The sequence below is a fragment of the Bacillus cereus group sp. BfR-BA-01381 genome, assembly GCF_022663555.1.
Taxonomy (GTDB): domain Bacteria; phylum Bacillota; class Bacilli; order Bacillales; family Bacillaceae_G; genus Bacillus_A; species Bacillus_A pacificus.
The window spans coordinates 1-15,644 of the sequence record NZ_JAKUFR010000064.1 but is presented as its reverse complement, the minus strand read 5'-3'; the positions used below and the strand labels follow the sequence as shown (position 1 = coordinate 15,644).

Sequence of the window (15,644 nt, the reverse complement as noted above, 5' to 3'; positions counted from 1 at the left end):
ACGATAATATAAAATTACAATATAATGGTAATTCCTCTGTGTACTTAATATAGTGTGAACATATATCATGTTACATTTGTGAAGTACATAATATTTTTTTCATACTGTATAAAAAGGAGATGGTATGTTGAAAAGGACTATGTTATTTTGGGCGCAATATATTCTTGTTGTGCCTATATTATTGCTTACCTTTATGTTTACTGGTTTTGTTGGCAGTCAGTTAATGATAGGGGCTGACAAACAACATTTTATATTTACGCCTCAAAATGCTACAGAATATAGTCAAATTAGTGAAATTGATAAATTACTATTTTCTTTTTCAATTCAACCAGTTGTCACCATAGTATTTTTTCTATCGATTGTGTACGTACTGACACTGCTTGTTTTTCAAATTATTGAATGCAAGAAGCAAAGAAAGATATTGCATAGTTTGCAATATATGATTCTTATATCAATTTTTATTTACTTATGGTTAGGGATAACACAATTTTCCGCAGTTAGTTTAACTTGGATAGATAATTGGAAAGATTATCTTATGTTTACTCCTGCAACTATAACGAATGAGCAAGATATATATATGATTGATAAGTTTCTATACAAATTTCGAATGTTACCTATTCGGAGTACAGTATTAATACTATCTTTTATATATTTGTTAATACTTACTGTGATTGACAGTGTACGTTTGCTAAAAAGATTGCTTGTAAGAAATAGCCAATAGAAAAGGGGAATTGTTTGAAGGTAAAATAATTATCCGCTGCTACCTATTTTCGTATAGGTAGAAATAACCTTACTTGCAGTAGGGTTATTCTTATGAAAAAGACTCATTATTACTTTCTGTATCTTCTTCTTTTTTATAATAACCATTGAGTGATAATCTGGGTACGTTGTCTAAATTAACTTCATATCCTGTCGAATATTGATGGATTATCATAGTTAAATAATGAAGGAATTCTAATGAAAGGTATGGAAACTTAATAATTACATCTCCATATGTCGTATCTACCATTTCCTCTTTCATATAGGCAATGATACAGTAGAGGTAGTACTTAGAGTAAAGGGGTAAAGTGTAGAATGGATTTTCAGACAATCAAAGAGTATTTTTCACCAGAAAATATGGATCATATTGTTGAAAGTTATAAAGCGTTCGGACCACTTCTTGGTATTGGGCTACCGATGATAGAGGCGCTAATTCCAGCATTGCCACTTATCGTATTTGTACTGGCGAATGCTGTTGCATTTGGATTTTGGCTCGGTTTTCTTTATTCTTGGCTTGGATCAGTAATGGGTGCCTTACTTGTTTTTTTCATAATCCGCCATTTTGGCCGAAGTCGTTTCTTTTCTTTTGTGAATAAGCATGAGAAAGTACGAAAGGCAATGGGATGGATTGAAAGGAAAGGGTTCGCGCCGATTTTCGTCATCTTTTGTTTTCCGTTTACACCGTCTGCGCTTATAAATGTTGTCGCTGGTCTATCACGTATTAGTGTAAAACAGTTTGGCCTTGCGCTCGCGTTCGGAAAGCTTGTGATGATTTTTATTTTAACGTATATCGGTCATGATTTAATGTCATTTATTCATAATCCGGTGAAATCAGTCATTGTAGCGATTGGTATTTTTATTTTATGGTATGTCGGCAAGAAAATTGAAGTAAAGTTAGAACTGCATTAAGAATAGTCTTCTTTGTAAAGGAAAGCTTCATTATTAAAGGATAAGGGGAGAAGCGGATGAAGAAAACTTTGAAAAAAGAAGGCATAGAGTGGATACGAACAATTTTAATTGGTGTATTATTAGCTGTATTTTTTCGAACGTTTTTCTTTTCAACGTATGTTGTAGAGGGGAAGTCAATGATGCCGACATTGCAAGATGGCAATATGCTCGTTGTAAATAAGGTGAGTTATCAAGTGGGGGACTTGAATAGGTTTGATGTTGTTGTATTTCATGCGAATAAAAAAGAAGACTACGTAAAACGAATTATCGGTTTACCTGGAGATCAAATTGAATATAAGCATGATAAACTATATATAAACGGACAATTCGTAGATGAACCTTATCTAGAGAAGTATAAGAAAGAGATAAATGGACGACAACTAACAGGTGACTTTACGCTAGAAGAGTTAACGAAGGAAAAAACGGTGCCGCCTGGATATATTTTTGTAGTAGGTGATAACCGCCTCGGGAGCTGGGATAGTAGACATTTTGGTTTTGTAAAAGCTGATACAGTTGTCGGTAAAGTTGATTTACGATATTGGCCAATTCAAGAGGTGCAAACGAATTTTTCAAAAGGTTGATATAATAGGTAGAAGTATAGAAAAAGACAAACTACTCCGTTTGTCTTTTTTCGTGTCCTATAATACAATTATAGTAGCAAACTAACGTTCGTTATGTAAGTGAAAGGTGGGGTTACATGTCACTTCGATTTGTGATTGGTAGAGCGGGAAGTGGAAAAAGTACACTTTGTTTACACGAAGTGCAAGAAGAGTTAAAGCAGCGCCCAAGAGGGGAAACAATATTATATCTTGTGCCAGAACAGATGACATTCCAAACGCAGCAGGCGTTAATTGGTAGTGAGGATGTTAGAGGTTCTATTCGGGCACAAGTTTTTAGTTTTTCACGATTAGCGTGGAAAGTATTGCAAGAAGTTGGCGGAGCGAGTCGTCTTCACATTGATGAAGCGGGCGTACATATGTTACTTCGTAAAATTGTAGAGTCTCGTAAAGATGGATTATCGGTATTCCAAAAAGCAGCGGAGCAAAATGGTTTCTTTGAACATCTTGGCAGTATGATTGCGGAGTTTAAACGATATAACGTGACGCCATCAAACGTATATGAAATGTGGCAACAATTAGATGCGCATAGTAGCAGTGCCGAACAAAAGCTATTAGCGAATAAAGTGTATGATTTACAGTTATTATATGATGATTTTGAACGTGCTTTAATCGGAAAGTACTTAGATTCAGAAGACTATCTGCAATTGCTAGTGGAAAAGCTTCCGCAGTCTGAATATGTAAAGGGAGCTGAAATTTATATAGATGGCTTCCATTCGTTTTCACCGCAAGAACTAGAAATTGTAAGACAACTTATGATTTGCGGAGCGAGAGTGACAATCACGTTAACGCTAGATGAAAAAACGTTAGCACAACCAGTAAATGAACTAGATTTATTTTATGAAACGACGTTAACGTATGAAAAAATAAAACAAGTAGCACGTGAAGAGAAGATAGAAATTGAAAAAACGATTCCACTTATGGAACAGCCGCGTTTTCATTCTCCGGCGTTAGCGCATTTAGAAACACACTATGAAGCACGTCCAAATGAAAAGTTTCACGGGGAAGCAAGTGTAACGATTCATACAGCCGCGAATTTACGAGCGGAAGTAGAAGGCGTTGCACGTGAAATTCGTAGACTTGTGGCAGATGAAGACTATCGTTACCGAGATATTGCAGTTCTTCTTCGTAACGGAGAAAGTTATTACGATGTAATGCGGACTCTATTTACAGATTATAATATCCCACACTTTATCGATGAAAAACGCCCGATGTCACATCATCCGTTAGTAGAATGCATTCGTTCTGCACTCGAGATTATTAGCGGGAATTGGCGTTATGATGCAGTATTTCGCTGCGTGAAAACAGAGCTTTTATATCCATTAGATGTAAGAAAAGAAACGATGCGCGAAGAGATGGATGAGTTTGAAAACTACTGTTTAGCGTACGGTGTACAAGGGAAAAGATGGACTTCTGAAGATCCGTGGATGTATCGCCGCTATCGTTCTCTTGACGATACGAACGGGATGATTACAGACAGTGAACGTGAAATGGAAGAGAAAATAAATCGATTGCGTGACGTTGTAAGAACGCCCGTTATTCGTATGCAAAAAAGACTGAAGCGTGCGGGAACGGTTATGCAAATGTGCGAAGCTGTTTACTTATTTTTAGAAGAGCTTGACGTTCCGAAAAAATTAGAAGCATTACGTATTCGTGCAGAAGAGAGCGGAGATTTCTTATTTGCGACAGATCATGAACAAGTATGGGAAGAAGTAATGAGTCTTCTTGATACGTTTGTTGAGATGCTTGGCGAAGAAAAAATGTCGCTTTCTATGTTCACAGACGTTATGTCGACAGGTCTTGAGGCGCTTCAATTCGCAAACATTCCGCCGTCATTAGACCAAGTGTTAATTGCGAATATTGATCGTTCTAGATTATCAAATGTGAAAGCAACATTCGTCATTGGAGTGAATGAAGGTGTGATTCCAGCAGCACCGATGGATGAAGGTATGCTTTCTGATGAAGAAAGAGATGTTCTTAGCGCTGCAGGTATTGAACTCGCACCAACGACGAGACAAACTTTATTAGAAGAACAGTTTGTTATGTACCAAATGGTAACGAGAGCAACTGAGAAATTATATATTTCATGCCCGCTTGCAGATGAGGAAGGAAAGACGTTACTTGCATCTAGCTTTATTAAGAAAATAAAAAGAATGTTCCCTGATGTGAAAGATACATTTATTACGAACGACGTAAATGATTTATCACGTTCGGAACAAATTTCATATGTAGCAACACCAGAAGTAACGTTGTCATATGTTATGCAGCAACTTCAAACGTGGAAGCGATATGGATTTGAAGGCAACTTAGACTTTTGGTGGGATGTATATAATTTCTACGTTACTTCAGATGAATGGAAGCAAAAAAGTAGCCGCGTATTATCAAGCTTATTCTACCGAAATCGTGCGCAAAAGCTAAGTACAGCTGTAAGTAGAGATTTATACGGAGACAAAATAAAAGGAAGCGTTTCTCGTATGGAATTATTTAACCGTTGTGCGTACGCTCATTTTGCGCAGCACGGTTTATCGTTAAGAGAGCGTGATATTTTCAAACTGGATGCGCCAGATATTGGAGAGCTCTTCCATGCAGCGCTGAAGAGAATTGCAGATAGGCTATTACGTGAAAATCGTACTTGGGCGGATTTATCAATAAAAGAGTGTGAGCATCTTTCTGCTGTAGTAATAGAAGAAATTGCACCGTTATTACAAAGACAAATTTTATTAAGTTCAAACCGTCATTTCTATTTAAAACAAAAACTACAACAAATCATTTTCCGTACGTCAATCATTCTTCGTGAGCACGCGAAATCGAGTGGTTTCGTACCAGTTGATTTAGAAGTACCATTCGGTATGGGCGGTACAGGATCGCTTCCGCCAATGGAATTCTCATTACCAAATGGTGTGAAGATGGAAGTAGTTGGCCGTATTGACCGTGTTGATAAGGCAGAAGATGAAAACGGAACATTCCTACGTATTATTGACTATAAATCAAGCTCAAAAGCGTTAGACTTAACGGAAGTGTATTACGGATTAGCACTTCAAATGTTAACGTATTTAGATGTTGTTACTTCAAATGCGCATACGTGGATGAAAAAAGGCGGCACGGCATCACCAGCTGGTGTATTGTATTTCCACATTCATAACCCGATTGTGGAGGTAAAAGGTGACGCATCTGAAGCAGAAATTGAAAAGGAAATTTTAAAGAAATTCAAAATGAAAGGTCTCGTACTAGGAGATGCTGACGTTGTTCGTTTAATGGATAACAAACTTTCAACAGGAAGCTCTGATATTATTTCTGCTGGTCTGAAAAAAGACGGTAGTTTTAGTGCGCGTTCAAGTATTGCAAGTGAACAAGAGTTTAACGTCCTGCAAAAATACGTACACCATACGTTTGAAAATATCGGAAAAGACATTACAGAAGGGGTTATCGATATTGCTCCTTACAAAAAGGGGAATAAAGCGGCGTGTACGTTCTGTAACTTCAAATCTGTTTGCCAGTTCGATGAATCACTTGAAGATAACCAGTTCCGTACGTTAAAAGATATGAAAGATAGTGAAGCGATGGAGAAAATTAGAGAGGAGGTTGGCGGAGAATGATGGAAAATTGGCCTAAAAAACCAGAAGGTAGTCAATGGACAGATGACCAGTGGAAAGCCGTTGTAGCGAACGGGCGTGATATTTTAGTCGCAGCAGCAGCAGGATCAGGTAAAACAGCAGTATTAGTTGAACGTATTATTAAAAAGATTATAAATGAAGAAAACCCAGTCGATGTCGACCGCCTGCTCGTTGTAACATTTACGAATGCAGCGGCGCAAGAGATGAAAAACAGAATTGGGGAAGCGTTAGAAAAAGTATTAATTGATGAACCAGGCTCGCAGCACATTCGAAAGCAGCTGAGCCTATTAAATAAAGCTTCTATTTCGACGATCCATTCCTTTTGTTTACAAGTAATTAGAGGATACTATTACATGCTTGATGTTGATCCTCGTTTCCGCATTGCGAATCAAACGGAAAATGAATTGTTAAAAGAAGAAGTGCTAGATGACATATTAGAAGAAGAGTATGGATTTGAAAATAATACGATATTCTTTGAGCTCGTTGATCGTTATACGAGTGATCGTAGTGACGATGATTTACAGCGTATGATTTTAGCACTTCATACAGAATCAAGAGCGCATCCAAATCCTGAAAAATGGCTCGATAAATTAGTAGAAGCATATGACGTAGAAGGAAAGACAATTGAAGATTTAGTGTATGCTTCTTATTTATTAGAAGATGTGAGATTCCAGCTTGAAACAGCGGAACAGCATATTCGGAAAGCGACGGAACTCGCAATGCTTCCTGACGGTCCAGCGCCTCGCGTTGAAACACTGCAAGCAGATTTAGCTCTACTTGGAACGTTATCATCAGCTGCTCGTGAATCGTGGACAAGCGTGTATGAAGCGATGCAAAACGTATCGTGGCAAACGTTAAAGCGTATTAAGAAAAGCGATTACAACGAGGATATTGTCAAACAAGTAGACTCTCTTCGTAATAAAGCGAAAGATGAAGTGAAGAAATTACAAGAAGAGTTATTTAGCCGCAAACCTGAAAGTTTCTTACGAGATTTTCAAGATATGCATCCGGTATTAGAGAAGCTTGTTCAACTTGTAAAAGTATTTACCGAGCGTTTCCAAGCGATAAAACGAGATAAAGGAATGGTCGATTTCACAGATTTAGAGCATTTCTGTTTACAAATTTTAAGTGAACAAAGTGAAAATGGTGAAATGAAGCCATCTGCAGTAGCGCTTCAATATCGCAATAAATTTGCTGAAGTATTAGTCGATGAATATCAAGATACGAATTTCGTACAAGAATCGATTATTAAATTCGTAACGAAAGATTCTGAGAGTGAAGGAAACTTATTCATGGTAGGTGACGTAAAGCAGTCGATTTATCGTTTCCGACTAGCAGAACCAGGATTATTCTTAGGAAAGTATAAACGCTTCACGCAAGAAGGATTAGGCGGCGGAATGAAGATTGATTTAGCGAAAAACTTCCGTAGTCGTCATGAAGTATTAGCAGGTACGAACTTTATCTTCAAACAAATTATGGGCGAAGAAGTCGGAGAAATTGACTACGATGCTGACGCTGAATTAAAGTTAGGTGCTACCTATCCAGAAGGTGAAGATGTAGCGGCTGAACTACTATGTATTCAGCAAACAGAAGAAGAAGTGTTAGACGGTGAAGAAGGTGCGGAAGTAGAAAAAGCACAGCTTGAAGCTCGTCTTATGGCGCAGCGCATTAAAGCGATGGTCGATTCGGGTTATGAAGTGTATGATCGTAAAACGGATAGTATGCGCCCTGTACAATACCGCGACTTCGTTATTTTACTTCGCTCCATGCCGTGGGCACCGCAAATTATGGAAGAGTTAAAGCTGCAAGGAATTCCAGTATACGCTGATCTTGCGACTGGTTACTTTGAAGCGACAGAAGTAAATATTATGATGAACGTATTCCGCGTTATTGATAATCCGATGCAAGATATTCCGCTTGCAGCAGTACTTCGTTCACCAATCGTTGGATTAAATGATGAAGAACTTGCAACGCTTCGTGCTCACGGGAAAAAAGGCTCGTTTTATGAAGTGATGAGCTCCTTCTTAAAAGGGGCACCGCTTGAAGAAGAACGAGAACTACATGATAAATTAGAGTGGTTCTATAATTTACTACAAGGATGGCGTGAATTTGCACGCCAACAGTCACTTTCTGATTTAATTTGGAAAGTGTACGGTGAGACAGGTTATTACGATTTCGTTGGCGGTTTACCAGCTGGAAAGCAAAGACAGGCAAACTTACGCGTACTATATGACCGCGCAAGACAATATGAAGCAACATCGTTTAGAGGACTATTCCGCTTCTTACGCTTTATTGAGCGTATTTTAGAACGCGGTGATGATATGGGTACGGCGAGAGCTTTAGGTGAACAAGAAGATGTAGTTCGCATTATGACAATTCATAAAAGTAAAGGACTTGAGTTCCCAGTCGTATTCGTAGCTGGACTAGGTCGCCGCTTTAATACACAAGACTTAATGAAGCGTTTCTTACTGCATAAAGACTTCGGTTTTGGTTCGCAATTTATCGATCCTCGTAAACGAATTAAATATACGACATTATCGCAACTTGCGATTAAGCGTAAAATGAAAATGGAATTAATCGCGGAAGAAATGCGTGTATTATACGTAGCGTTAACACGTGCAAAAGAGAAGTTAATTTTAATTGGAACGGTTAAGGATGCAAATAAAGAAATGGAAAAATGGCTTGATGCGAGGGAGCATAGTGAATGGTTATTACCAGATCATATACGTGCCGGAGCGTCTTGTTATTTAGACTGGATTGCACCTTCCTTATATAGACATCGTGATAGTGAAATACTTCTTGAATTAGGACAAGGGAGCATTCCAGATGAAATTTATGGATACGACACGAGCTGGAAAGTAGAAGTTGTTGACGGTAACACGTTACTCGCGCCAGAACCCGTTCAAGAAGAGAAACAAGAATTGTTAGAAGCACTTCGTGAGAAAAAAGCTGTTCCCCTGCAAAGTGAACGAAAAGAAGAAGTGTATGACAGATTAATGTGGAAGTACGGATATGAGGAAGCAACATCTCATCGTGCGAAACAGTCTGTTACAGAAATAAAGAGAAATTATCAATCTGAAGAAGGTAGCGATAACGCCTTTATTAAAAAATTACGTGCACCAATTCAAACACGTCCTCGTTTTATGGAGAAAAAGGGATTAACATACGCAGAGCGCGGAACAGCAGTACATGCTGTTATGCAGCATGTTGATTTGAAGAAGCCGATTACAGAAGAAGTGATTCGGGAGCAAATTGCTGGAATGGTAAATAAAGAATTATTAACATTCGAGCAGGCGGAAGAAATTGCAATTGAAAAATTGATTTCATTCTTTGACAGTGACCTAGGTAAAAGGGTATTAGCGGCGAAAAGTGTTGAGCGTGAAGTACCATTTACGATGATGCTTGCAGCGGAAGAAGCATATCAAGATTGGCAAGGGAAGAGCGGGGAATCCATTCTTGTCCAAGGGGTTATTGACTGCATGATCGAAGAGGAAGATGGTATTACGTTAATCGACTTCAAAACGGATACGATTGCAGGAAAATTCCCAGGCGGATTTGATCAAGCGAAACCAATTTTAGAAGAGCGATATAAAGTGCAGCTTTCGTTATATGCAAAAGCGCTCGAGAAAAGCTTACAACACCCTGTGAAAGAGAAATGTTTATACTTCTTTGATGGTAATCATGTTGTAAAAATCGAAGAATAGAGGAACTTGAAAATGGCAACAGAAAAAACGTTAAGAACGTGTGAAAAAGGACATGAATACTACAAAAGTAGCGATTGTCCAACTTGCCCAACCTGTGAGAACGGGAGAGCGCCGAAAGAAGGTTTTCTCGCTCTTCTTTCAGCACCGGCAAGACGGGCACTAGAACATCATGGAATTCACACTGTAGAAGAACTCTCAAAGTATAGTGAGAAAGAAATTTTAAAACTGCATGGTATGGGACCTGCGTCGATGCCAAAGCTTAGAAAAGCTTTGGAGGAACAAGAATTATCATTTAAATAAAAAGAGTATTATGCTCTTCTAGACGAAATAGAAAAGAGTCCATCATGTTAGATGGACTCTTTTGCTATCTATCTATAAGGGGTAATTACAGGGTAGCTGTTTGATTAAGCTGTTCCAATCTGATCTTGATCAGCCACATCAGAATCAAACGTATTTGTTGCACTAACACCGTTAAACGTATTCACGACAAATCCAACATTGGAAGCTCCGGATCCATTATAAGCTTTCGTATTTTCTTTCGGAGACACGTTATAAAAATCCCCTAAATTAAAAGAACCATTACTGTTTTGAACGACGAGATTTCCAACAACAGAAGGCATACCATCCACCTACTTTACTAAGCTTTTTAATTACTATATGAATTATTGAGTGGAAGGTTCATCCGTAATATATTGACGGATTTGCATAATACGAGAGTTATTAAAAACATAATCAACATTTCCAATTTGAAAGCAGCCAGAATTTAAAAGTGTTCGTAATTCAACGTCATTCACTTCAATAAAAGGGCATTCATTTACAATGTTTAATTTTACGTCTGTCGTTCGTTTTGGGATTGTGATGTGTTCATCTGTAAAGATTTCAAATGCGTCTAAGCGACCTTCGTCTTTTATATAACAAGGAATTTCCCTGTGGACGGCAAGAGCTCTACTTTTTAATTCTATTTGATTGGCATCTCCAACTTGAAATACGGCAGAAATCCCTAAAGAAATAATAGAAACATTTTGAACAACAGACACATGATGTAACATAATTTATCAGTCTCCTTAACCTGGAGTAGGAGGGACATCTGTGACTAATGGTACAAATGGCCCCTCTGTAACAGTTTCGAATGGTGTATCAAGAATAGAAGATAGTATGAGGAAATTTGCATCCCCAATTAAAAAGAGTGCGGACGAAGATACACCGTTCATTTTAATCTGTCCGACTTTTAATTCACGATTTACAACGTTAACATTCATACATACTTACTCCTTTCGGAAATTGCCCGGTATGTGTTGAATAAAAGAGAGGAATGCCTTGTCGATATCATGTTTCATAGCTTGAATAATGATATCTCGTAAATAATCTGGATCTGTTGAAATTCCTTCATGTGATTGCGCTTGTGATAAATAATAAGGGAGTCTATGCTCCATCTGTTTTTTTATGTCGTCAACCATCATTTGTCGATACATTTCATCGAGTGGCGTTCTCTCTTCCTGTTCAAAATGGAGAATTCGATTATATGCTTCTTCATCTAAGTAGCGATGCATTTCCTGAAGAATGCCTTGGTAAAAATCTGGATTTGTGTCAGTTTCAGGATTAACCTTCAAAGTTTCTGTATCTACTTGAAAATCTTCAATTTGTTGTCCTTTTGCTGAAAACGGATTTAAACCAATATTTAAAGTGCCATTTAAATTTTCTACTTTTAATTGATCGAATTTGTATTCCACTTTTCCTACAGAAGAGGAGGGGCGATTTTTTAATTCGTTAAGCTCTTCTTGTAATAGACGTACTTGATCTTCTAAATTCAGGATGGCTGTTTGTTGTGCTTGAAGAGCTTGTTGAAGTTGGTGTAAGTAAGTATATATATCTTGATTCATTTTGTGAAACCTCCTTTTCAATAGGGAGGGTAAATATATTCCTGCTATATATTTATGACAAGGATGTCTTAAGAAGAACTAGTTGATGGTTTGATAGAAATAATTTGTCCTTTCGCCTGTAATGGGCGAAGGGGCTCTGTAAATCCGCCAGTATTTGAGAATTTAGATAGGGCTTTAATACTTCCAGCAGTACCAATTTGGAATACAGAAGAGGTTGTAATGCTATCAATTTTAATGCTGTTAATGATGATACTTTGGTTTACATAAAAATTCAATACAATCGCCTCCTCTAAGTTGAACCAATTATCGCTTGATCAATGACATCTGAATCATTGACAGTCGTTGCGCTTTGATAATTGTAGACAGAAACGTTATCCCCAACATTAAAAGAGCCGGCCCCAGCGAAAGCACGTGAATAACTAATAGGCCTAATCGCAAATACATCTCCAATATGAAAAATACCACTTGATCCAATATTGACGATACGAATATGTCCGACCATAGCTGGCATACAAAACACCTTTCGTTTTTAAAGTTTTCTTTTCTACTATTGTATGGGCGTTTTCAATAAAATGTGTGTTTTTTTGAAATAAAAGAAACACACACGTTATTGCGTGTGTGTTTCGAGTGTTTGATTAGGGTGAAAATCCGTATGTACATGCCAAATTACATTTAAGAGCCTGTCCAGTTCTTGGCTACAATCCACTGTTTTTTGAGAAGTCATTCCGTAGCGTTCAGCAAAATAAATCATTTTTTCACGTTTTTTTTCAATCGCTTGCTCAAACATTGAAATCGGCTCCATCTCTAAATGAAATTTTTAGTATATATGTAGTACATATTATACAAAAACTCCATAAAAAAGAAACAGCTTCGCTAAAAAAAGTAAAATTTCTACATTTTATGCCAAATAATAAAGGAGTAACGAATCGGATATGAGAAGAATATTGTAAAAATTAGCGTGTATGAGAAGGTTTTTTTCTTGCGGATGCGAATACAATTAAAGTGTATGAGTTTTAGGATGGAGAGTGGAAATATTGCGTTTGGTAACGGCGAAAAAAGATGAAAAGGTATTTGTAGGTATTGTGGATGAAGAGGAAGAAAAGGTATTGCATGTAAGAGAAGCGCAAAGACAAAAAGGGGAAAAGGTTACGATTCCAATTACAATGTTAGAGTGTATTGAAAGAGGAACCGAATGTGTTGAAAAAATGTGTGATATTGTCAATTGGGCGAGGGAAAATGAAGGAACGGCGTATTACTCGTTAACTGAGGTGAAAATATTAGCACCAATTCCAAGGCCAAGGAAGAATATTCTTTGCGTTGGAAAAAATTATCGTGAGCATGCGATGGAAATGGGCGGCGTAGAGTCAATTCCAGAAAATATAATGATCTTTACGAAAGCACCAACGACAGTTATTGGAATGGATGAAAAAATTAATAGTCATCCCCACGCAACAAATGAACTAGACTACGAAGGAGAACTAGCTATCGTCATTGGTAAGCGAGGGAAACAAATAAAAAAAGAAAAAGCGCTTGAGCATGTTTTTGGTTATACCATTATAAATGATATAACTGCTCGCGACATTCAAAGGAAGCATAAACAATTTTTCCTTGGAAAAAGTTTCGATACATTTTGTCCGATGGGACCGTATTTAATTCATAAATCGATGATTAGTGCGCCAAATGCGTTACGCATTGAAACGGTAGTAAATGGGGAAGTAAGACAAACTTCAAATACAAATAAAATGATTTTTTCAATAGAAGAAATCATTTCAACGATAAGTAAAGGAATGACATTAGAACCAGGAGATATTATCGCAACAGGAACCCCGGCTGGTGTTGGAAAAGGTTTCACACCACCGAAGTTTTTGCATGCCGGTGATGAAGTGGTCATTACAGTAGAAGGAATTGGTACTTTGCGAAATGTGGTGAAGTGAAGAAAAGAGCTATCTTATTAATAGATAGCTCTTTTCTATGGTCTTGGGTGATAGAGGTAATCGATAACGGAAAAAGTGTAAAGACCAATGACTGCAAGTGTACAAATGCCAAATAGTATAACCGTAAGTGCGCTTTTTTCGCGTCCAAAACCAATGATAGTAAGAATAACAGTAGTCCAAAATGATGCTTTCAGTAGTGTGAATGTAGTGGGAGTTGAGTAGTGACTAAGCGATGTTACGGAAAGTAGGAATCCAAAGAATGTAACTAAAAGAAAAGTTGTAGCTAAATAGTTAATATGTTTGCCGTATCTTAATAACATATCGCACCTCCTTTGTGATTTTAAAATACAGAAAATTACAATTTTATTTTAGTATAAATCAATATAAAATGAAAGAGGTTGTCCCAACATGTAGGACAACCTCTCTATTATTACGATAATACAGCTTTAATTTTTTGGAATGCCCACTCTAAATCTTCTTCAGAGATTACTAGAGGTGGTGCGATACGAATTACATTTTCATGTGTTTCTTTACATAATAGACCCGCTGCTTTTAGTTGTTCACAGTAAGGACGAGCTGGCTCGTTTAATTCGATACCGATAAATAAACCTTTACCGCGAACTTCAGTAATCATTGGGTTATCAATTTCTTTTAATTGTCCAACTAATTTTTCACCTAATTGAAGAGAACGCTCTGTTAATTTTTCTTCTTCTAACACTTCAAGAGCTGCGATAGAAACAGCACATGCAAGTGGATTACCACCGAATGTAGAACCGTGAGAACCTGGCTCAAATACCCCTAAAATGTCGCGGTTTGCTGCAACGCAAGAGATTGGGAATACGCCGCCGCCAAGTGCTTTACCAAGTATGTACATGTCAGGAGTTACACCGTCCCAGTCACAAGCAAATACTTTACCAGTACGGCCTAAGCCAGTTTGGATTTCATCTGCTACGAATAAAACGTTTTCTTTTTTACATACTTCAAGAGCTTCTTTTAAGAAACCAGCTGGTGGGATGTTAATTCCTGCTTCACCTTGGATGGGCTCTAAAATGAATGCAGCTGTGTTTGGTGTAATAGCAGCTTTTAATGCTTCTAAATCACCGTAAGGAATTACAACGATACCAGGAAGCATTGGACCGAATCCACGCTTGTACTCTTCGTTTGAAGACATAGAAACAGCACCCATCGTACGTCCGTGGAAGTTATCTTCACAAACGATAATTTCAGCACGGTTTGCTTCTACTTTCTTCACATCATAAGCCCATCGGCGAGCTGTTTTAATTGCAGTTTCAACAGCTTCTGCACCTGTATTCATTGGAAGTACCATTTCTTTATTAGTTAGTTTCGCAACTTTTTCGTACCAAGGACCTAATTGATCGCTATGGAAAGCACGAGAAGTTAACGTAACACGATTAGCTTGGTCAATTAAAGCGTTAATAATTTTCGGGTGACGATGACCTTGGTTTACTGCAGAATATGCACTTAATAAGTCCATATAGCGGTTTCCTTCAGGATCTTCTACCCAAACGCCTTCTGCTTTAGAAATAACGATTGGAAGTGGGTGATAGTTATTTGCACCGTATGTGTCTGTAAGTTCGATAATATCCTTAGTTTGAATCATGATTGTTCCCCCTTTTGTTATTACAAGAAGTTTGTAAATACTCTAAATATTATAGCATTTAAATGTAAAAAAGCGAAACATTTCCTGAAAATAAATGAACATGTTATCATATAGAGTGAAAAAGTGTGAAAAGAGGAGGGAAGGGATACGATGGTACATATGCATATTACAGCATGGGCGTTAGGTTTAATTTTATTCTTCGTTGCGTATTCACTTTATTCAGCAGGAAGAAAAGGTAAAGGTGTACATATGGGGCTTCGCCTAATGTATATCTTCATTATTGTGACAGGATTCATGTTGTACATGAGTATTGTGAAAACAGCAACAGGTAGCATGCACATGTGGTACGGTTTAAAAATGTTAGCTGGTATATTAGTAATCGGTGGAATGGAAATGGTTCTTGTAAAAATGAGCAAAAACAAACCAACAGGGGCGGTTTGGGGCTTATTTATTGTCGCGCTAGTAGCGGTAATTTATCTAGGACTGAAATTACCGATTGGTTGGAAAGTATTCTAATAAAGAAAATAAAACCACCTTATAATCTCAAAGACTTGGGAGATAAGGTGG

Annotated in this window: 18 protein-coding genes; 8 read left to right on the top strand and 10 right to left on the bottom strand. The window is 37.6% G+C overall.

Features of this window, described 5'->3' with window-relative positions; translation table 11 throughout:
* Nucleotides 1–124 precede the first annotated feature (124 nt).
* The gene (locus MR079_RS19915; protein ID WP_242294489.1) at nucleotides 125–721 is read left to right on the top strand and encodes a DUF4306 domain-containing protein; all 597 of its coding nucleotides are present in this window, start codon (nucleotides 125–127) and stop codon (nucleotides 719–721) included.
* Between the two features lie 90 nt (nucleotides 722–811).
* Here MR079_RS19915 and MR079_RS19910 read toward each other — a convergent pair whose 3' ends face one another.
* Nucleotides 812–1,009 (bottom strand): hypothetical protein, encoded by a 198-nt coding sequence (locus MR079_RS19910; RefSeq protein ID WP_242294488.1) that lies wholly within the window; start codon nucleotides 1,007–1,009, stop codon nucleotides 812–814.
* A 65-nt stretch (nucleotides 1,010–1,074) separates the two neighbouring features.
* Between MR079_RS19910 and MR079_RS19905 the strand changes: the two genes are divergently transcribed.
* From MR079_RS19905 to MR079_RS19885, 5 genes are all read left to right on the top strand, one after another.
* The gene (locus MR079_RS19905; RefSeq protein ID WP_000347516.1) at nucleotides 1,075–1,668 is read left to right on the top strand and encodes a TVP38/TMEM64 family protein; all 594 of its coding nucleotides are present in this window, start codon (nucleotides 1,075–1,077) and stop codon (nucleotides 1,666–1,668) included.
* 56 nt (nucleotides 1,669–1,724) lie between these two features.
* Nucleotides 1,725–2,288, top strand: coding sequence for a signal peptidase I (gene lepB, locus MR079_RS19900; RefSeq protein ID WP_048526650.1), 564 nt, complete (start codon nucleotides 1,725–1,727; stop codon nucleotides 2,286–2,288).
* A 116-nt stretch (nucleotides 2,289–2,404) separates the two neighbouring features.
* The gene (gene addB / locus MR079_RS19895) at nucleotides 2,405–5,920 is read left to right on the top strand and encodes a helicase-exonuclease AddAB subunit AddB (RefSeq protein WP_242294487.1); all 3,516 of its coding nucleotides are present in this window, start codon (nucleotides 2,405–2,407) and stop codon (nucleotides 5,918–5,920) included.
* Nucleotides 5,917–9,642, top strand: coding sequence for a helicase-exonuclease AddAB subunit AddA (gene addA / locus MR079_RS19890; protein ID WP_242294486.1), 3,726 nt, complete (start codon nucleotides 5,917–5,919; stop codon nucleotides 9,640–9,642). The genes addB and addA overlap by 4 nt, the downstream gene beginning before the upstream one ends.
* Nucleotides 9,643–9,654: 12 nt before the next feature.
* Nucleotides 9,655–9,942 carry an RNA polymerase alpha subunit C-terminal domain-containing protein gene (locus tag MR079_RS19885; RefSeq protein WP_139868728.1) on the top strand — a complete coding sequence of 96 codons (288 nt, stop codon included), beginning with the start codon at nucleotides 9,655–9,657 and terminating at the stop codon, nucleotides 9,940–9,942.
* Nucleotides 9,943–10,046: 104 nt separating this feature from the next.
* Here the strand turns inward: MR079_RS19885 and gerPF are convergent, their stop codons facing one another.
* The 7 genes from gerPF to MR079_RS19850 all read right to left on the bottom strand — a co-directional run bounded on the left by gerPF (nucleotide 10,047) and on the right by MR079_RS19850 (nucleotide 12,309).
* The gene (gene gerPF / locus MR079_RS19880; protein ID WP_001141566.1) at nucleotides 10,047–10,262 is read right to left on the bottom strand and encodes a spore germination protein GerPF; all 216 of its coding nucleotides are present in this window, start codon (nucleotides 10,260–10,262) and stop codon (nucleotides 10,047–10,049) included.
* Nucleotides 10,263–10,304: 42 nt separating this feature from the next.
* The gene (locus MR079_RS19875) at nucleotides 10,305–10,691 is read right to left on the bottom strand and encodes a spore germination protein GerPE (RefSeq protein WP_139868726.1); all 387 of its coding nucleotides are present in this window, start codon (nucleotides 10,689–10,691) and stop codon (nucleotides 10,305–10,307) included.
* Nucleotides 10,692–10,706: 15 nt separating this feature from the next.
* Nucleotides 10,707–10,901 (bottom strand): spore germination protein GerPD, encoded by a 195-nt coding sequence (gerPD, locus tag MR079_RS19870; protein WP_001102341.1) that lies wholly within the window; start codon nucleotides 10,899–10,901, stop codon nucleotides 10,707–10,709.
* A gap of 6 nt (nucleotides 10,902–10,907) precedes the next feature.
* The gene (gerPC, locus tag MR079_RS19865; protein WP_001070749.1) at nucleotides 10,908–11,522 is read right to left on the bottom strand and encodes a spore germination protein GerPC; all 615 of its coding nucleotides are present in this window, start codon (nucleotides 11,520–11,522) and stop codon (nucleotides 10,908–10,910) included.
* 68 nt (nucleotides 11,523–11,590) lie between these two features.
* Nucleotides 11,591–11,797, bottom strand: coding sequence for a spore germination protein GerPB (gene gerPB / locus MR079_RS19860; protein ID WP_001012508.1), 207 nt, complete (start codon nucleotides 11,795–11,797; stop codon nucleotides 11,591–11,593).
* A 14-nt stretch (nucleotides 11,798–11,811) separates the two neighbouring features.
* A complete protein-coding gene (gene gerPA, locus MR079_RS19855; RefSeq protein WP_001111187.1) occupies nucleotides 11,812–12,033 on the bottom strand; it encodes a spore germination protein GerPA in 222 nt (73 codons plus the stop codon).
* Between the two features lie 96 nt (nucleotides 12,034–12,129).
* Nucleotides 12,130–12,309, bottom strand: a complete 180-nt coding sequence (locus tag MR079_RS19850) for an aspartyl-phosphate phosphatase Spo0E family protein (RefSeq protein ID WP_000462846.1) — start codon at nucleotides 12,307–12,309, stop codon at nucleotides 12,130–12,132.
* A 247-nt stretch (nucleotides 12,310–12,556) separates the two neighbouring features.
* On the opposite strand from MR079_RS19850, the gene MR079_RS19845 reads away from it, so the two are divergent.
* Nucleotides 12,557–13,456, top strand: coding sequence for a fumarylacetoacetate hydrolase family protein (locus MR079_RS19845; protein WP_242294485.1), 900 nt, complete (start codon nucleotides 12,557–12,559; stop codon nucleotides 13,454–13,456).
* Nucleotides 13,457–13,491: 35 nt separating this feature from the next.
* Here the strand turns inward: MR079_RS19845 and MR079_RS19840 are convergent, their stop codons facing one another.
* Both MR079_RS19840 and rocD read right to left on the bottom strand, forming a co-directional pair.
* A complete protein-coding gene (locus tag MR079_RS19840; protein ID WP_000926868.1) occupies nucleotides 13,492–13,776 on the bottom strand; it encodes a hypothetical protein in 285 nt (94 codons plus the stop codon).
* Between the two features lie 110 nt (nucleotides 13,777–13,886).
* The gene (rocD, locus tag MR079_RS19835) at nucleotides 13,887–15,077 is read right to left on the bottom strand and encodes an ornithine aminotransferase (RefSeq protein ID WP_000616655.1); all 1,191 of its coding nucleotides are present in this window, start codon (nucleotides 15,075–15,077) and stop codon (nucleotides 13,887–13,889) included.
* Between the two features lie 150 nt (nucleotides 15,078–15,227).
* On the opposite strand from rocD, the gene MR079_RS19830 reads away from it, so the two are divergent.
* Nucleotides 15,228–15,593, top strand: coding sequence for a YisL family protein (locus MR079_RS19830; protein WP_000233489.1), 366 nt, complete (start codon nucleotides 15,228–15,230; stop codon nucleotides 15,591–15,593).
* Nucleotides 15,594–15,644: the final 51 nt, after the last annotated feature.